The organism is Paenibacillus algorifonticola (assembly GCF_050481745.1).
In the GTDB taxonomy this organism is placed as follows: domain Bacteria; phylum Bacillota; class Bacilli; order Paenibacillales; family Paenibacillaceae; genus Pristimantibacillus; species Pristimantibacillus algorifonticola_A.
In genome coordinates, this window is sequence record NZ_JBCNGR010000006.1 from 519279 (window position 1) to 538023 (window position 18745).

Annotated in this window: 11 protein-coding genes; 3 read left to right on the forward strand and 8 right to left on the reverse strand. The window is 47.4% G+C overall.

The window, feature by feature from the left end:
* Window positions 1-47 precede the first annotated feature (47 nt).
* The 6 genes from ABEW34_RS05800 to ABEW34_RS05825 form a co-directional block, all read right to left on the reverse strand.
* Window positions 48-872: a glycoside hydrolase family 43 protein gene (locus ABEW34_RS05800; RefSeq protein ID WP_430155803.1), complete on the reverse strand. Its 825-nt coding sequence runs from the start codon at window positions 870-872 to the stop codon at window positions 48-50.
* A gap of 23 nt (window positions 873-895) precedes the next feature.
* Window positions 896-1732: a carbohydrate ABC transporter permease gene (locus tag ABEW34_RS05805; protein ID WP_430155806.1), complete on the reverse strand. Its 837-nt coding sequence runs from the start codon at window positions 1730-1732 to the stop codon at window positions 896-898.
* A 2-nt stretch (window positions 1733-1734) separates the two neighbouring features.
* The gene (locus ABEW34_RS05810) at window positions 1735-2667 is read right to left on the reverse strand and encodes a carbohydrate ABC transporter permease (protein ID WP_099517271.1); all 933 of its coding nucleotides are present in this window, start codon (window positions 2665-2667) and stop codon (window positions 1735-1737) included.
* Window positions 2668-2756: 89 nt separating this feature from the next.
* Entirely contained in the window at window positions 2757-4070 is a 1314-nt protein-coding gene (locus tag ABEW34_RS05815; RefSeq protein ID WP_430155810.1) for an ABC transporter substrate-binding protein, read from the reverse strand.
* A 207-nt stretch (window positions 4071-4277) separates the two neighbouring features.
* Window positions 4278-5897: a response regulator gene (locus ABEW34_RS05820; RefSeq protein ID WP_430155813.1), complete on the reverse strand. Its 1620-nt coding sequence runs from the start codon at window positions 5895-5897 to the stop codon at window positions 4278-4280.
* Complete coding sequence (locus tag ABEW34_RS05825; protein ID WP_430155816.1) at window positions 5875-7713, reverse strand: sensor histidine kinase; 1839 nt, start codon at window positions 7711-7713, stop codon at window positions 5875-5877. The genes ABEW34_RS05820 and ABEW34_RS05825 overlap by 23 nt, the downstream gene beginning before the upstream one ends.
* A 514-nt stretch (window positions 7714-8227) precedes the next feature.
* Here ABEW34_RS05825 and ABEW34_RS05830 point away from each other — a divergent pair.
* From ABEW34_RS05830 to ABEW34_RS05840, 3 genes are all read left to right on the forward strand, one after another.
* Window positions 8228-9229, forward strand: coding sequence for an S-layer homology domain-containing protein (locus tag ABEW34_RS05830; protein WP_430155819.1), 1002 nt, complete (start codon window positions 8228-8230; stop codon window positions 9227-9229).
* A 30-nt stretch (window positions 9230-9259) separates the two neighbouring features.
* A complete protein-coding gene (locus tag ABEW34_RS05835; protein WP_430155822.1) occupies window positions 9260-10486 on the forward strand; it encodes an S-layer homology domain-containing protein in 1227 nt (408 codons plus the stop codon).
* 842 nt (window positions 10487-11328) lie between these two features.
* A complete protein-coding gene (locus tag ABEW34_RS05840) occupies window positions 11329-17139 on the forward strand; it encodes a hypothetical protein (protein WP_430155825.1) in 5811 nt (1936 codons plus the stop codon).
* Between the two features lie 138 nt (window positions 17140-17277).
* On the opposite strand, the gene ABEW34_RS05845 is transcribed toward ABEW34_RS05840, so the two are convergent.
* The gene (locus tag ABEW34_RS05845) at window positions 17278-17910 is read right to left on the reverse strand and encodes an HAD hydrolase-like protein (RefSeq protein ID WP_430155828.1); all 633 of its coding nucleotides are present in this window, start codon (window positions 17908-17910) and stop codon (window positions 17278-17280) included.
* A gap of 108 nt (window positions 17911-18018) precedes the next feature.
* Window positions 18019-18471: a hypothetical protein gene (locus ABEW34_RS05850; protein WP_430155831.1), complete on the reverse strand. Its 453-nt coding sequence runs from the start codon at window positions 18469-18471 to the stop codon at window positions 18019-18021.
* Between the last annotated feature and the right edge of the window lie 274 nt (window positions 18472-18745).

An 18745-nucleotide genomic window follows, 5' to 3' on the forward strand; every position in this document is an offset into this window, starting at 1 on the left:
AAGAAAATCGAAGATGCTTTGCATGCGCTTGCTTGAACGGGGCAGTTCTACCGAATGAACACCGCGCCGTGGCGCGCTTCACTAGGAAGCTGCACGAGCTCTCCTGCTGATTCCCAGCGAACAAGATCACTTGAGCGGTAAGCGCTATAATCAAGCTTTTGAAAACCATCTACGAGCATGATCCATTCACGTCCGTTCGGACCCTCTACAGCATACAGTGTCGGACCTTCGGTTAGCGGCTCGGTCAGCAGCTCTGAAATGAAACTGACTGCTGGGCGGTCGCCGGCTTCCTTGGCAATGCGGCATGAGCGAATCGCCTTATAATCGGTGCCGGGTTCATTGACGCCGCGCTCATCCTTGAACAGCATGAAATAATGGTCTTCCCTGTCGATGACACACGCATCGATAACATTGTAGCCCGGATCGAAATACAGCTTTGCCTCGGAAAAATGCTCAAAATCAGCTGTCGTCACCGACCATATCCGATGGTTGCGCGGCCCCGGCTGGACGGTGGATGACCAGATGATGCGATAAGCCTGAGCGGCGGTATCAAAAAAGATTTCCGGCGCCCACGTATTTTGCGTATCCGGCTCCGAATCCATAACGGGAATCAGCTTTGCCTCTTCCCAGTGGAGAAGATCGGCTGAACGCGCATAGCCAATGCTGCGGCTGCTCCAGCCATCGGTCCAAACAAGATGGTACAGGCCGCGCTTCGGGTCTGGCAAAATAAACGGGTCGCGGATTAGTCCGCTGCCCAGCTCCGATTGAAAGACTGCCTCGCCGCCCGCGAAGTCGCGCCAGCTGTAGCCATCCTCGCTTTCGGCTAGAAACAGCCGTTCATCCGTATCTTTAAAATAACTGAACATATACATGGCAGCACTCATCCTTTGCTAGCTTATTTAAGTCCTGAAGTGGCTGTGCCTTCGACAAAATGCTTTTGAGCAAAGAAGAACATCAGCACAGGCGGAATAATGGAGACGATCGACATGGCGAACAGCGAGCCCCAATTAATTTGGGCGGCGTTGTCGACGAACATTTGCAGCGCAAGCGGCACGGTGAATTTTCGCACCTCGTTCAAATAAAGCAGCTGCTCAAAATAATCATCCCAGCTCCATAGGAAGGCGAAGATCGCAATCGTATACAGCACCGGCTTGCAGTTCGGCAGCAAAATATTAAAGAAAGTCCGGAACGGTCCGCAGCCGTCCATGACAGCTGCTTCATCGAGCTCCTTGGGAATGCCGCGCAAAAACTGGATCATCAAATAGATGAAAAAGGCATTGCCGAGAAAGGCAGGCAGCACGAGCGGCACAATCGTATTAATCCAGTGGAGCTGGGAAAATAGTACATAACGTGGGATGAGGAGCACTTGCGTCGGCAGCATGAGCGTGCCCATCAGAATAGAAAACCACAGCCTTTTGAGCGGGAAGTCCATACGGGCAAAAGGAAAAGCGACCAATGAGCTTGAAATCAGGCTGCCCAATACGACCAGCGCAGAAATAAGCAGAGAGTTCGTAATAAACGTCTCAAAGCCAAAGCCGGGAACGGCTTTCCAGCCATCCACATAATTATGAAACTGGAACGAGCTTGGCAAAATGCTGGTGACGACAAATACTTCATCATTCGCTTTGAAGCTGCTTAGAAACAGCCAGATGACGGGATAAATCATCGTCAGGCTCATAACGATCAGCAGCAAATGCTTTCCGATGGCAGCAGGAGAAACACGGGTTGCCATAGCTATTTGCCTCCTTTCGTTTCGGATTCGTAAAACACCCATTTTTTCGACGTCATAAAAATAATGGCCGTGACGACGGCGATGAGTACGAGCAGCATCCAAGAAATAGCCGAGGCATAGCCCATCCGCTGCTGCTGGAAGGCAAGCTCATATATATATAACACGGAGAATAACGTCTCGTCGATAGGGCCGCCTTTAGTAATGACATAACCTTGGGTAAACACTTGGAACGAGCCGATTGTTTGCAGCACCAGATTAAACAGCATAATGGGAGAGATGATAGGCAGCGTAATTTTGAAAAAACGGCGAACCGCATTGGCGCCATCAATTTTGCTCGCCTCATACAGCTCAGTGGGCACATTTTTCAGTCCAGCTAGAAAGATCACCATGGAAGAGCCAAACTGCCAGACGACGAGCAGCACAAGCAGGAACAAGGCATAATCCGGCTGGCCGAGCCACTCTTTGCCAGGAATGCCGAACAAGGAGAGAAAGCTGTTCCAGAGGCCATCCAGGCCGAAGATTTTGCGCCACATGACGGCGACGGCAATGCTGCCACCAATCAGTGACGGCAAGTAAAAAAGCGTGCGATAAATGCTCATGCTGCGCGAGCCTTTGAACAGCAGCATCGCAACGGCAAGCGCCATAGCGAGCTTGAGCGGCACGGACATGACGACGTATTTCGTCGTCACTTCAATCGATTTCAGAAACCGCGGGTCCTGAAACATTTCGATGTAATTTTGCAGACCGATAAAGGTGGTAGACGTCAAGGTGGCTTGCGTAAAGGAAAGGTACAAGGAATTAATAAAGGGCCAAAACGTAAAAGCAAAAAAACCGATGAGCCACGGAAGCAAAAATAAATAAGCAACCAGATAGGTGGCTTTCTGGCGGGACATTTTTTTTCTTGGTGTAGACAGCTTTTCTGTTACGGCTTCCATCTTGATCTGCTCCTTCCATCCTGCAAACGACTGGGGAGGCGGCAGCCCGCTCCCCAAACGCTTGTATTCTCTATTTAATTTATAGCTTATTAGTTGCTGGCAGCTGTTCCGTATGCTTTGTAGGCGTCGGTATATAGCTTCTTCGCGCCTTCCTCTACACTGATGCGGCCAAAGGCGATTTCCTGACCAACCTTCTCAATCATGCCCTTCCAGCCAAAAAGCTGAGGACCTTTAGGCAGCGCGTAAGCAGGCGGTCCCGTCAATTTCGTTGCTTCATCAATGATCGTAATGCCGCGTTTATCGGTTTCCGTCAGGCTCGGATCTTCGAGCAGCACTTTGCGCTGTACTTCAGTTGGCAGCACGCCGCGCGTCGTTTTCAACACTTTAGCGGCATCGGTATCGTAGATCATGAAATTAATAAATTTGATCGCAGCATCCGGGTTTTTCGAATTTGCGTTAACCGACAGCAGCTGGCTCGTTCCGACCTTCACAGAGTCGCCGGATTCCTTATTTTGCGGCAGGACGATCATGTCCAGCACATCCTTTGTCTGGCTTTGGAAACGGCTGAAGCTGCTCGTTGCAATCGGCACGAATGCGGCTTTGCGCGTTATCATCAGGCTGTTTGCCGAATCATCGGAGGTTGCGGACAAATCAGCAGGCGCTACGGCTTTTGCATCGCGCAGATCGGCCCAGTATTGGTAATACGCCTTGATTTGATCTTCCGTAAAGGTCAGCGCCGTATCCGTGTTCGGGAACGGATCTTTGGCACTCAGTGCGGCAATGCCGAAAGGTATAAACACATCGAAAGCAACGGAGGAGTCAACGGCGCCGTACACTTTTCCGCCAGATTTCTCGGCAACTTCCTTAAACACAGTCGCTAGGTCATCCCAAGTGTAAGGGGCAGTAGGGGCCTTGACGCCAAGCTCATCCAGCAGCGTTTTGTTATAGGCGTATGCCTGGGTAGCAAGGCCGAGGTAGGCACCTGTTATTTTGCCGCCGACGCCTTCTTCCTTCAAAATCGTTTCGTTGAGGCCCGATACATCAAGCTTGCCTTGCAAATCAAGCAGATTGTCGCCTCCCAATTGAGTTGCAATATCGCGGGTAACTTGAATGAGATCGGGGGCAGTGTTGCCGGCAAGCTGGGCTTGCAGCTTCGTTTGGTACCCGTCAAAGCCGGAGTATTCAGGCAAAATCTTAATATCCGGGTTTTTGCTTTCGAAAATTTTAATCGCTTCGAGCGTTGCCGTATGGCGCTCCTCCGAGCCCCACCATGCGAAGCGAAGCTCTACCTTGCCGCCTGCTTCAGCAGGCTTATTGTCGTTATTGCCAGAGGAGCAGGCGGATAATACAACACTTGTCAACAGGAGCAAAGCGATGCTGAATGAGACCATTTTTCTTTTCATTGATTGACACCCTCCAAGTAGAAACGTTTATTTACAGCTTTATTGTACGGGGAAGCGTTTTCAGAAAGTAGATAACAATTCAACAATAACGACAACAAAACAATGAGATCGTTTTCATTACACATAAAAAACAACCTTATTCTGCTAAATTTGCAGTTTCCGGTTGTTTTTCGTGTATGGTGCAGCCCAGTCTCAGGGTGCTCGCTACTAGTATTCCGAAGGAGTAACGCCCGTATACTCTTTGAATATTTTGCTGAAATAGTGGGCGTTTTTGTAGCCAACGCTTGCCGCTACCTCATAAATCCGGCTGCCCGGCTTAGTCAGCAGCGTCTTGGCATGCTCCATCCGCAGCTGCATCAAATAGCTGGAGAAGCCCATTCCTACTGTTTCCTTAAACAGATAGCCCAAGTAGTTGGGCGTCAAATAGACAAGCTGGGCGAGATCATCAAGCTTAATTTCTTGATCAAGATGCTCCGCCATGTAGGTGCGGACAAAATGAATAATGTCGCGGTTGCGGCTGGCGCCTTTCTGCTCATAATGCTGAATGATCGCGGTGTAGGCCGCCCGCAGCGTATCAAAAATATCGGCTACCGTGCCAAGCTGCTGTACTTCACCCAGCAGATCGGGATGTCCGGGGCAGATGTCGGCTAAATGGTCGCCCTTCTCATGAAGCACAAGGGAAGCGATCAGCACCAGCTCCATGCTCAGCGTACGAATATAGGGGATGCCGTATTTCTTCTCCTTTTCCAGCGTACTCTGAATCGTACTCAGCACTTGCGTCGACAGCTTGGCATCGCGGATTTGAATCGCATCGACAAGTTGGTCCTTCGCTTGGCGGAAGGAATCCAAATAGTGGCCCTGATTCACCTCGATGTCGCTGTACGATACGATGCAGCCATTGCCGTAATACAGCTTGTGCTTGAGCGCTTCCTGCGCTTCGTGAAAGGACTTTGCTACCCGCTGCAGGCTGTCATAGGCTCTGCCGATGGCGAAGCTGACCGTCAAGCCCGTCTCGCGCTGCACCAAGTCCTGAACGGCGGAAAAGGGAGGCTGCAGGCCTTCGCCTTCGCTGCCAGTCGGAAGCGCTGCTTGATGCTGGAGCAGCAGCACGAAGTCGGTCGAATTATAGACCACGACCGAGAAGGGAAGCGGAAGATGCTCTGCCAGTGACTCGCTCACCATATGCTGAATGGTCAGTGAAAGCAGCTGCCGCTGCCGCTCAATATCTGCTGTATGGACTGCACTTGGGTCGGCTGGCTTCAAGTTGTCGATTTGCACAATGATCGTTTGATAAGCGGCTGCATGCAGCTTAATTCCTAGCAGCGCCTGCATATCCTGCTGATAAATGCCGCTGAGCAGATTGAAATAAAAGCGCTCCTCCAGCAGAGGCAGGCTCTGCTGGAGCTTTTTCTCCATATCGTGAAGCCGCCGCTGCTTCTCGTTCTCCTCCCTAAATTCCGCGGACAGACGGCTGACGGTTTCTTCAATTTTGTCCAGCGTGACGGGCTTGAGCAAATATTCAAAAATGCGGTAGCGGATCGCTTTTTTCGCGTAATCGAATTCCTCATGTCCAGTGAGCACAATGATTTTGCAACGATGACCGCGTTCGTTCAGGCGCTCAATGAGGCCGAAGCCGTCCATGATGGGCATGCGCACATCGGTCATAATAATATCGATAGGCTTGTCCAGCGTATCCAGCAGCTCCAGCGCCTCTGCGCCGTTGTTGGCTTCTCCGGCAATGCGAATGCCGTATAAGGACCAGTCAACCGCATGCTTTAGCCCCTCGATAACAAACGATTCATCATCAACGATCAGCATGTTCAACATGTTGAATAACCTCCCCGGAAGCGGTGTGATTGGATGGTCTTGCTGCTCTAATGCGGACTTCAACGGCGGTACCCCGCTCCGTGTGGAGATAGGTAAGGCCGTAGGCGCTGCCATCATGCATTTTGATGCGCTGATTGACGTTGACGACGCCATAACCGCCTGTCTGTTCAGCGTCTTGGACAGCTGCATTTTTTAAATTAGCATTCATCTGCTCCACATTTACGCCAATGCCGTCATCAGTCAATACGAATACAATATCCTCACCTTCCCGCCAGGCGCGAAGGTTTAGCGCTCCGGCACCCTTCGTGGCGGAGAAGCCATGGACGAGACTGTTCTCGACGAGCGGCTGCAAAATAATTTTAACCGTCTCGGCGCTTAACAGCTCTTCATCGACCTCTTCGTCGTAGGTGAACCTGTAGCTATAGCGGAAGCTCATCAGATGGATATAGGCTCGCAGATGCTCAAGCTCCAGCTTGATCGTTGTTTGGCTGCGTCCTTTATTCAGGCTGAGCCGGAAAAAGTCGCCAAGAGCGGATGTCATGCGGCTAATATCGTCAGCCCTTATTTTGATTGCCATCCAGTTGATGGCGTCCAGCGTATTGTACAGAAAATGCGGATTAATTTGCGACTGCAGCGCCTTTAATTCGGTTTCTCGCAGCTGCCGCTGCTCCTCCTCGATGCTGTGCATGAGGTCTTTAATTTTTGAGGACATAATCATGAAGCGCTGGTTCAGCTCGCCAATTTCATTCATGTAATCGGTATCAAGTGTAATGTCGAAGTTGCCTTTGCCGACTTTGTTCATCTGTTGGATCAGCCTTTTGAGCGGATTCGTAATGCTGCGGGAGAAGAAAATGAGTATAACAATGCCCAGTGACAGGCATAAAATGCTGGCAATCATGACCCGATTCATAATTTGCGGAATGCCTGCAACGACTTCATCGTAAGGCTTGAGCTGGGCGATGCGCCAACCGTATTCATTGGGATGGGTGAACATGCTTAAATATTTTTGTCCGCCGATGTTGATGACCGTATAACCTTGGCCGGAAGCTGCGGAGGCAGCGCCCTGTAAGCCGCCTTGCTGCTCGATTTGCGCCTCTGTGCCGTTCATATTGTCTGTGGAGTTTTGAAGATTAACGCCGTGAATGCCGTTTTGATCATCGACGATATAGGTTTGGTTTTGCTGTGGTAAGTTCGTCAGTGCACTGCTGAAATGATCGAATTGCAAATTAATGTTGACGTAGCCAAGCGCCTTGCCATCAGTGGAAAATATTTTATGAAAATACGTAATAATATGAGCTCCGGCCCCGTCTATTCGAATGTCGTTGGCACGTGGCGGCAAAAAACCTTCCGTACGGCTGCTCATATAATCCCAGTAAGGCTTGTCTTTCATACGTTCCTGCTCGTAAATGCCGTTAGGATTGGAATAGTTGTAGATGCTCATGCGGTCGGTAATGATAATAATTTCGCTAATATCAGAGCGGGAGTAGGCCGTGTTGGACAGCAGGTCAGTAATTGACTCATTGCTGCGGATTTGCTGGTAAATATCGGCGCCCCAGCGCCCGTCCTCCAAAATGCGAATCACATTTTGATTAATGACAATAGACAGTGCTAGCGAGCGAATCGACTGCATCTGCTGCGTCAGGCTCTCATTAGTCTGCTCCAGCTGTGACAGTGAAGCGTCGCTAATTTTAGCGGACATTAGCTGCGAAGTAGAGTAGTAAACGATGACCGCCTGCACCGCAAGCAGCAGCAAAATAACCAAGCTGCTTACGATAACGAGCGTTGGCTGCAGCTTATAGCGCTTGAACCACTTCATCTTGTTGACCTCCATCTAGGTTAAAGTGAAAATCTGAGCGAGAAAGTTAAAACCTATCTTACTGTTTAATGTTTCGGGTGGCAAGGAAGCGCTTGTATTTTAATTTGTAGGACTTTAGATGGAGGTAAGGGTTAGGCGGTGAAAGACGCTTTTGAGAACAGTGAAGCTGCTGCTAGCGATTGAAATAAGGGTTTTGGCAGTGCGACAATATGGAAAAAATCACAAATGAAAGAAGAGGGGGACTAGGATAGGATAGCTTGCATAACGGCTGCTGAAAGTAGAAAATTGGTTATTTATGCAGAAAATCAGCGAATTTAGGAGCATGATGAGGAGTGTGATGAGTATTTGTGACGAAAAGACCCGGAAAAAGGATTGACAATATTTTATAAAATAGGGTAAAGTATAAAATAATTATGAAGCGAAGCACGCTTAAATCCTCCTGGGTTTTTTGCGTGCTTTTTTGCGCTTTATGGGGGGATGGGCTGTGCCATTTTACCTATGAAGGAGTCCCCGCATGAAGAAAAATCAATTTATGTTAACGGTTGTTGTAGCGCTTGCCTTTAATCCGGTTTTGCATGCCCAAGCAGCAGAGGCGAAGCAGCAGCTAAACGATATGGACGGCCATTGGGCCCGTATTCCTGTGGAGCAGGCGGTACAATCCGGTTATGTGAGCGGTTATGCGGATGGTACATTTCGACCGAATAAGCCCGTAACTCGAGCAGAGCTGCTTGCCGCAGTCGTAAAAGCACAGCAGCTTAAGGTCGCCAATATGGACACGCCTTTTCTGGATGACACCGGGTGGTTCCGCCCCTATTTGGCTGCCGGGTTGAAGATCAGCCTATTGAAGATGCCGGAATATGATTCTGGCAAGTTCAAGCCGAATCAAGCGATCACGCGTGGAGAAGCGGCGAGGCTATTCGTTCGGGCAGCAGGGGAAGACAAGGCTGGACGCGTAAAAGGCTATGTCTATATGTCCAAGCAGCTTGGGCTGATGAAGGGTGATGCTGCTGGGCGAATCGGGATGGACCGGAATATGACGCGGGCAGAGGCGATTGTGGTCATTTATCGGTTGCTGAATTGGCAGTCTGCGCAGCTTCGGGCTGCTGGGGGCCTGGCGGAGCAGCCCGCTTATGCATCTACGGAGGAGCTGAAACAGTTGATTTTGTCACTCGAAAGCTTTTCGGGCGATGTAATGGTCAGTGGGCAGACGGTGCTGCTTAATCCTGAAGGCAGTGGAAAATCCGCAGATTATAAATTAGTGCTAGAGTATGACAGTAGGAAAAAAGCAACGACGATATGGCTATATGAGAAGCCCTCATTACATAAGGAATTGTTAATGGAACTCTTGACCCGTTATGTAGGAGAGTCTGCGGATACAGCTTACCGGGATGCGGTCAAGCTCGGCGCTGGAAAAGCGTTAGAGGCTAGATTGCTGAAAACCTATAACGGGAAGAAAATTATAATGGATAAAAGTTGGGCCAGCAAGTCTTTGGCTATTATTATTTATGCAAACTAATCTAATCTAATCGGAAGAAGGTTAAATAAGATGGGGAAAATGGGATTTCAATGGTGGAAAGGCTCTATTGTATGGCTAGTGTTGGTGGCGGTAGCGGTTACGGTTACGTTGTCGTTAACGTCGGTAGATTCTAAAGTTGCTGAGGCGGCCGCGCCTGTGTTTAAGGATATTTCAGGACACTGGGCGAAGGAATCGATAGAAGCTGCGGTGAAGGCGGGTATTTTGAACGGGTACCCGGATCAAACGTTTAAGCCGCAAAATCCGATTACGCGTGCGGAGCTGCTCAAGGTTATTGCGCTGACGACGAAGGTGGAGGCCGCAGCAGCTCCTGCTGGCAAGCCATGGTATACAGGCTATCAGAAGGCGCTGACTGATGCGAAAATCTATGCCGCTGGCGATTTTACGGGCGAGCTGAGCAAGGCGGTAACACGCATGGAAATGGCTAAGCTTGCGGTACGCGGAGCAAATGCTGAGTATCGCGGCGCAAAGCTGACGGCGGATGAGCTGATGTTCCGCGCCGTGAACGCGGGCTTGCTGTCGCGCACAGGAGCCAAGGCGGAAACGATAGATCCCGATGGGACGACTACTCGGGCACAAGCGGCGGCAATCGTCACGCGCCTGTTGAAGCTTGCGGGTGGCGGGAAGCTGTCGGTGGATCAGGGGGCTTCTAGTGCCGCTGAGATTAAGTGGCATGATCATAATGTGATCACAATGCTAGAGCAAGATGATCTTGTTAAACTTCCTTTTACAAAAGAAATGCGTCCGGGATATGAAGTTTCGATTCAGCAATTAGTTATTATGGACCCGCTTGATAAAGACGGGTATTATGCTGAATATTTAGATGGGGCTAGATTTCAAATATATGGTAAGTTTATTGATCCTAAAAAAACGCCAGGATTAGTATTTGGATACAAACTCGTAGGAAAGAATCTTGTCGTTGACGCTAATCGTAGTGAAAGCGCAGATAGTAGCTACTATATGTACACTGAAGGCGATGTTGGAGCAACTGAGATTCAAGATAAATATTATTACTATGACATGAAGACCATCGAACGTGAAGGGATTTTCAGAAATAAAATGGCACTATACTTCGGCAAAAAAGGTAATATTGAGCACAACTGGTCTTTGCCATTTATCCCGAAATCTGATATTGAGAAACAGGTAAAAAAATATGGTGGTTTTCCTATTCATCTAAGAACGTATAGTGGTCAAAAAGACTACTATTTGACTGGAGTTAAAGACATATGGGCAAAATAAAACAAATAATCTCTCTACTACTGATATTCTCAATAGCAATAGGTATTTTTACATCTCAACCATTACTTGTTTCGGCAGCTGTAGCTAGTTCAGAAACGATGACAAAAAGTTATAAAGTAATGCTGGGAACAGATGGGTATTTCGATCTTTCTTCAAGCAGAATTAATGCTACTACTGTAAATGCACCTGTTCCAGAAGGTTACAAGATAAAATCCTATGAACTATGGACAATGATTGCTAATAGTAAGGGCGAATTAAAACTAGTTAATTTAGGAAGCATACAAAGTAACTTTAATTTCGCGAATGATAAGATTACAGTGAAAAAATTTCCGGGAACAAAAGTTACAGCTATAGTTGAAGGTTACAATCCAGATATGTACTTTGCCGTAAATCGCCGCTCCAACGGAAAAGAATGGGTATTCAAAGGTGTTGATGGGGTCACATATAACGTAACTCCACCTGTTGGAAATTCTTGTTGGCAGGGAATCCTATCAATTTGCCCAGGCATATTGCCATCAAAAGATACTACTGGCAAAACTATATCAAATCAAATGAAAGATTCGCAAGGATGGGCCGTCGTTACAAATCCACAATTTAACGGGCCATCTTGGTATGCTTTTGATGATAAGCCAGTTAATATAAGTAAATTAATTTCATCAAGTATTAAAATTACAAATGCAGTTGCCACATCCAAGAACAGTAGGGCTATATACCATAAAGTTGTAGAGGCCAAAAAAGGAGTAGATGGATTTGGCTATATATCAATAGTAGTACCAATGGATAAAAATAATACAACCTGGGACTACAATGAATGTAACGGGTGTACTGAAAATGCCATTGGTATGAAATACCCAATCTCTGCAATCACTGACTGGGCAGGACAAACCTACTATTACGAAGGTGAAGTCCGAGTCACATACGAAAAACTACCGCCAGTAGACCAGCCCTACCTCGACTGCTCCTGCAAAGCTGATCCGTCAACCGTGACCTTTGCAGACAAAGACGTTGCTGTAAACTCAACAATTACTGCAACGATAAAACAGCGAGGCTCGCTTAAAATAAAAAACTGGAAAGTATTTGGCCGCCTTGAAGACGGGACCCAATATCAGACGCAGACCATAGCTCAGGTTTTGGACACGATCAGCTATAAATTTGCATTCACAATACCGAAGGCCCAGTTGAGTGGCCGAGACAGCTTCACCGAGACATACATCATGCGTGCTATAGTCACGTTCACGGACGGAACGACAGCGGAGCAGGCCATTGAATGTACGACCACCGTTACGAAGCCGGGAGCGGCTACGCCAATCGCTACAGCTTCCAATGGAGGATCCGAGCCAACGCCTACACCAAGACCGATACTCGAAGTAAATGCCAACTGGAGTCCAGCCTCTATTTTCACAGGCGATCAGGCGACTTTATCGGCGACAGCCCGAGGATATACCGATTATTCGTGGGAATTAACTGAAAATTTAGACAAATTTAATTTTGATCAAAAAGCTTTCTCTCATCCCGCGGTGACCTTTAATGAACCGGGCGTTTATAAAGCTACGTTGAATGTATCTAACGATTATGAAAGCCAGTCAGATACGGCGCTGCTCTATGTCAATGATCCAAAACCAGTAGCCATCATTTCTGGGGTAACGCGCTGGATTCAGGGGAGACCATTCCCGCAGCCTCATCATCTGAATAACTCGTTTTCACCACTGTCGGAGCGGGGAGTGACCATTGATTTCAGCAAGTCGGAAATTCGCTATAAGAAAAATGATAGTAGCACTTACACGGTTGGTATATGGCCTGCTAAAGCACCGGATCAACTTGGAGCCTATACTCTTCAGGGAAAGGTCCATGATTCTCAAGGGAGAGAAAGCGAATGGACGGCTTATCCATTGGAGGTTGTCCCTGATCAGCCGCCTGTGGTGGCGCTTTTAGCTGCCGAGCAGGGCGTGCGCCATAACGAAAACACGATTTATGTGGATGCAAGCAGCCCGGATGGCGACAAACTGGAGCGACTTTTGCTTGAAGAGCGTTACGATGCTGATAATGATGGCGATTTTAATGAGGAACCATGGCGTACGTTGTATAGCGGGACCTACAAGGAGGCGCATAGCGTAAAATATACGACAGTTGGAAAGCGGCAGTACAGGGCAACGGTTACGGAGGATTATGGCTTGTCAGCACAGTCTGCTATTGTAGCAACGGACATTATTAATCGCGCGCCAAGTGTAGATTTTACAGCTATCGGTCTGACGCAGCAGCCGGATCAGGGAGAGAGCAGCGGTCCGCCAATTACCTCCTATTCTCCGGAATCGATTTTGCGATCATGGGTTAATAAGACGCCATATGAAGGCGGATCGACCAATAAGGCAAGCTGGAAATCAAGTGGCGCTAATCTAACGACCCGCAATGCGCTATGGGCGGATTTTAATGGAAGCTATAATTTAGCAAAAAATGTGAAGCCGCTGCCGGCATGGGAAGGCAGTATCGGCCAAATTTATGCTGGCTACAAAACGACAGTGATGACCGAAGCGGGCTATTATTGGGTTTACAGCTACAAACCGCCGGAGTCTAAAAACTGGACGTTTGCAATCCGTGATGTATGGACAGGCCTGATTGAACAGACTTATGTGCATCCCGGAATCACATTCAAAGGGGCATTTTATCAGTATCATCCAACCCAAATGAAGCAGGCTTATTTTCTAGAAGAAGGGACAGTGAATGTTTCTGGGGATGCGCTGCGCTTATATGACATCGAGACCGGGCAGCTATTGGAGGAATATCCTAACATTGCACCCCCAGCGACTGGAGCCGCAACGGGTAGCAGCTATTGGGACGATCCGAGCAATAAGGTCATCGGTACAGCTTTTTCGCCAGATCGGCAGTTTCTATATGTCGCGTATCGGGAAAGCAACGGAGGACGGACGTTCGATATTCGGCAAAAGCTTTATGTAGCTAAATATTCGGTTGCACAAAAAACGCTGTATTGGACAAAGCTTGTGCATGCGGGAATAGATGCATGGAATGTTTACCAGATCGGCAGTGTAGATGTCGATGCAAATGGCAGTTTGTTAGTGGCTGCGAACATGCGCAGAGGTACGGAAGATAATTGGACTGCATTATTTTATGTCGTAAACTCTAATGGTCAGTTAATAGCCAATCATGTTACCGGCAATGGCATGCTTTCGGGCATTACGATGTCGGCTGATCGATTGAAAAGCTATGTCACCTCCATGCGTTTTGAGTTTGGAAATTACGGATACTCCCAGGTGAGTGGCGTTCTGTCTTACGGTACAGCAACTAATAGTTTTACGAGGCCGGAGAAAAACAGCGGTACGATTGATGTTTTGAAATTCCCTTACGAGCTCGCAAAAACAGCGGTTAATAAGTCCGGAGTTATGGCGACGCCATATGGTTTTTTGATAATGCCGGACGGTTCCATAACGAGAAACGATGATAGAAATCCATATCGAATGCTGGACCATTTTATAGTTGCGAATGATAAAGGACCGTCGCCAAGCGATCCGATTATGACGCAAATTTTATGGCCTAAAACAGGCTTAATCGGTCCTTTTTCACAGCCTTCGGATGAATTTTGGGCAATGGCATCTGGTGTGAAGCTATTTAATAAAATTACTTATCAGACATCGGGTGGCCAGCAAGTTTGGGCAAGCTCCGCATTTCAAAAATTACAGCATTGGGCAGGTGTATTGGGCATTAATCAAACGCCGTCTTTAGGTGCGGAAACTTATGAGAACAAAGCCTATTTTGTGACGGATACGATGAAATATTCAGATGGAAATGGCTATGATGGAGTTGCTTTTAACGCTTCATCCAATGTCCTTCCGAATGGTTCGGTTTTAGGCATCGGAACAGATGTTACCTATACGGGACCATACTCTGGCTCACTCATGAGCAAAAAAGTAGTGATTCCTTTCACAGGTGAATCAACGGGAGATTTGCCGCGTCTGCTAAACGATGCAACGGTTGAGATTGATAGTGAGGCATGGGGCGGACTGCTTTACGATCCGAATAGTCTAATGCGAAATCAGGTGCTTGAATTTGAGCTATCCATCAATCATTTATCGAATGATAAACCAGTAGGGGCAGCCATTCAAATTCAAGATGAAAAAAATATGTATGCAGTGGAGTGGACGAGCAGCTCCCTTACGCTTTACAAAGTGACGAGCGGGAACAAGACTGTTCTGACTCAGGCAGCCATGCCTCGGAGTGCGGGTATCCCTTATGCTTTCAGGCTAGAATCGCTTGCAGGTGTACACCGAGTTTCTATTAATGGGGTTAACAAGCTGGAAGCGACGGACGCCACCTACAAAAAAGGCTCAGCAGGCTTAATGTCGCTTGGACAGCAGCAGACCTCGTTTAGCCATGTGAAACGCACCAATTATGGTGATTCTATTCCAGAGGAAACCTATGAAGCCGTGCTTATAGGGGAACAGATTTTATACAATAAGCTGTTTAATGATCCTGAGACGGATGCGAAATTAGCGGAAAAATGGAGCTACGCGCATAACCCAAATTATTTTGCCAATACGCTTGGCCTTAGCCAGTATGATGGGAGAGCTTTCGGAACTGCGCTAAATTCGCTTGAAAAGCCCGGATTGTATGCCATTACATATATGGCACAGGATAATCCCGGTCTAGCTGATTACCGTTTGTTCTCGGAGCCGGTTACAAAATCACTTTATGTGCACCGCAGACCGATTGCGCAGCCGGATATTTGGTTTACGGGCACCGTTTACGCTGGAGGGGAAGCGCTGGATTATTTGACGCACGATACGTCATACGACCCGGATGTTCCCGATTATTTGGCGGATCGCTTGTTTCGAACGCGCTGGGCAGATGAAAGCGTTTGGACAACAGGGAAAAGATTGCTTTATAGCCGCCCCGGCATCGAGCTGATCGTTCAGGAGCAAGTGAAAGACATGCATGGGGCATGGAGCTTCTGGGCGGAGACGAGAGTTTATAAGGAGGCGCTGCCTGCAGTTAATCAGTCCAAGCCAGAAATGGCCATTACCTATCCTGCTGGTTCTTCTTCCGCGCCTACAGTTGTTCTTAACGATCCTAATCTGAAGTGGATATACCGGGATAAAGAAAATGATCCGCAGGAACAATTTTATTTGAAACTAACGTATGTGGATAATGGCCAAACGGCGCTGGAGGTAGAATACCCGGGCAGTGATGTCAGCTTCCAGCTTGAAGCAGGCACGATAGATATTGGACGCAAGGTGAAGGTACAGGGGCGTGTATTCAGTCGTGGAGCATGGTCGGATGACAGCAACGTCGTTTATTTTATCATTGATTCGCCGCCCACAACTTACCTGCTAAGCTACAACGGGGCAACAGCCTCGGAGCCGATCTATACGAATAACAATCGTCCGAATTTGCGTGTATTTACCATTGATCCTGAAAATGACCCTATCACAGCAATCGATTATGAGGTATTTTTTCATGCTGTGGATCGCAGGGTGCTGGACACTAATATGGCGAGTGCTGCAGCCAGTCATATACCAGCATTCAATTTGCAGGAAGGCCTGCATTATTGGAAAGCGAGAGCCTATGACAGTTATGTATGGGGGCCTTACAGCAGCAATGGTTATTTCTTTGTGGATACCGTACAGCCGGATGATGTGGAGGAGCAGCTTGAAATTAAACCGACCTCGGTAACGGTTAATTTCAATGCTTTTAGCGATGCTGCTCCATCCTCTGGCCATGCCGCCCGAGTCTTTTATATGCAAAAGGTTCATACAGATGGCAGTGTGGCGACGATTGATTTGAATGGCGATGGTTCGGCCGAATACAGTATAGCCCTTCAGCAGGAGGCACGATCTCATCAAGTAACAGGATTAATTCCCGGACAAACGTATCGATTGACGGTCATAGATACGGATGTAGCGGGCAATCCGGGGAAATACGCATATATTTATTTTGTGACCAATCGCCCGCCAACGGTTGATGCAGACTGGTCTCCGAAACCGATTTTTGAAGGAGATATCGTCACGTTCGAGGCGAATGCAGCTGATCCCGACAAAGATACGTTAATTCTAAAGGTGGAGCTTAAGTCGCCTTCCGGGAAAAAATATGCTTATGAGTATACCGTCTCCTATCCCTATGCCAAGATGGGGCCGAAGCTCAAAATGGAGCAGACAGGCGCATGGCAGCTGAGCGTCACTGTAGATGACGGTTTAGCCGAACCAGTAATGATTTCCCAAACCGTACAAGTACAGCCGCTGAAAGTGGCGGGAATGGTCAATCATACGGACGATTGGAACAGCATTCGTAAATCCTATAATAAAAAGCAGAGCGGGGATGAAGAAGCTCCGCGTGTTTACAGCGTATTTTGGGCAGGGGAAAAATTCATTTTGGTAGCGAATGCGACAGAAACAGGAACGGATACGAAGCCGGAGCGCGTTGAAGTTGCCATGAACAGCTATAAAACGAAGCTGGAGGTGAAAAATACGGCGGGCACATTATGGGCTGGCGCGCTATGGGATGCCTCCTTTGAAAAGCTTAACAAAGGAACATTAAGCTTCACATTTACAGCGTATTATAATAATGGAACAGTGAAGCAGGATGTTGTCCAGGTGTCGATAGACGGTTCGGTAAATGATATTTTAGGTGTTCACCGTCTGAGATAGAGGCAGCACGCCAAGGGCTGTTTTTTTGAACCGATGGATGTTTAATATGATGAATGGTTAACTGCATTAAGCATGAGCAGTCCCGCATTTCTTATAAATTCGTGGGACTGCTCATGTTAATGAAAACCTTTGTAGGGGCTATTGAACAAGCTGTAAAAGCTCATTGGGCTGGTCAATTAAAAAACTAGGTTTGCCGGATTCCAGCAGTTCTTTAGGGTCGAGTCCCCAAGTGACTCCGATTACCTTAATGCCGCATTTATGGGAAGCTACAATATCCCGCAGCTCATCGCCGACGTAGATCACGTCCTCCGGACGGAGCTGGTTTTCTTTCAAATAGCTTTGAATGGTTTTATGCTTGCCGAACAGACCGCTGGAGCTGCGTATGTCATGCAGGGTGTGAATGCCGTGGGGCTGCAGAAAATCTGTGACGTTGTTTGCAGCGTTGGATGTAATAACGGATAGCTTGATACCGCTTTGCAGCAAATGGCTTAATACATCTTGCATTCCGTCACAAAATGGAATCGAAGCAACATGCTCATTGTATTTCCGTTTGAATTCCTTGCTGATTTTGCGAAACAGCATAAACCGATAAAAGGGAACGTCAAGCGCTTTAAATCGCTCCTGCAAAGATAGCTGGCTCAGCTTCTTATATTCTTCTTCGGTCACAGGCTTAAAACGATATTGTGCCGCCATTTCATTATAGATGGTAAATACAGCGGCAGCAGAGTCGGCAATCGTACCGTCAAAATCAAAAATAATATGCTTGTACATACCCGTATCAGCTCCCTTGTTATGCCTATTTATACTATAAAAAGTAGACGATAACAACAAGGGTAGTTCATGACTGAACTTCGCAGGTACGGGCATTTCATCATTTCTCTAGCCGTTGACCATCGAATAAATGAACATAGCGACAAGAATATTGACGATAAAAGCGGAGCCCGAGATAAGCAGGGAGAGGAGGACTTTCGCGGCAGCAGGAAGCTGGCTGCGGAATAGATTAACGTTTCCAAGCATGGCAATGGCACCAATCGCGCCGCCTACAGCACCGCCCAGAAAGAGCAGCAGCAGAGGCAATGCGCTCAAAACCCATTCATAGCCCTTTAGTTTTTTGGCGAGCAGCACTTCCCGGCCATTCCATGTCACCTTCGGTACGTTATCGAGCATCGCCCGTCTAACCGTAATTTGCTGCGTCTCTCCATTGAGCGGGAAGAGGTAGCCATCATTTGTTTTTTCGATTTTATTGCCATTAATAAATACAGAAAAGCGTCCTGCAAAACCAGTAGTAATTTTTAATTCGGTGTTTTCGGCCAAAATAGTTTGGAATTTCATAGATAATTCTCCTTCTGTTTATAAAAATATAAAAATCCATATCCTAGTACTATTTCGATCTTTTTAACTAGAAAATGAATAGTCCTATATTCCTAACTTTAAGAACAATACGCTATTTTGATGTAGGGAGGATAATCAATATTTTCTTAAATGTCACGTAAGTTACAGGTAAAGAGTGTATGTCCACTTATAGACGAGAATTGAACACATGAAACGTAATAGTTGATTTTTGCTTGTGATTTACAAAATATTGTAAGCAAGTGTTACTGCAAGA

Coding starts and splice junctions, on each gene's coding strand:
- ABEW34_RS05825 (WP_430155816.1), bottom strand. CDS start 7,713: ATGAAGTGGTTCAAGCGCTATAAGCTGCAGCCAACGCTCGTTATCGTA.
- ABEW34_RS05830 (WP_430155819.1), top strand. CDS start 8,228: ATGAAGAAAAATCAATTTATGTTAACGGTTGTTGTAGCGCTTGCCTTT.
- ABEW34_RS05835 (WP_430155822.1), top strand. CDS start 9,260: ATGGGGAAAATGGGATTTCAATGGTGGAAAGGCTCTATTGTATGGCTA.
- ABEW34_RS05800 (WP_430155803.1), bottom strand. CDS start 872: ATGTATATGTTCAGTTATTTTAAAGATACGGATGAACGGCTGTTTCTA.
- ABEW34_RS05820 (WP_430155813.1), bottom strand. CDS start 5,897: ATGTTGAACATGCTGATCGTTGATGATGAATCGTTTGTTATCGAGGGG.
- ABEW34_RS05840 (WP_430155825.1), top strand. CDS start 11,329: ATGAAATACCCAATCTCTGCAATCACTGACTGGGCAGGACAAACCTAC.
- ABEW34_RS05845 (WP_430155828.1), bottom strand. CDS start 17,910: ATGTACAAGCATATTATTTTTGATTTTGACGGTACGATTGCCGACTCT.
- ABEW34_RS05850 (WP_430155831.1), bottom strand. CDS start 18,471: ATGAAATTCCAAACTATTTTGGCCGAAAACACCGAATTAAAAATTACT.
- ABEW34_RS05805 (WP_430155806.1), bottom strand. CDS start 1,732: ATGGCAACCCGTGTTTCTCCTGCTGCCATCGGAAAGCATTTGCTGCTG.
- ABEW34_RS05810 (WP_099517271.1), bottom strand. CDS start 2,667: ATGGAAGCCGTAACAGAAAAGCTGTCTACACCAAGAAAAAAAATGTCC.
- ABEW34_RS05815 (WP_430155810.1), bottom strand. CDS start 4,070: ATGAAAAGAAAAATGGTCTCATTCAGCATCGCTTTGCTCCTGTTGACA.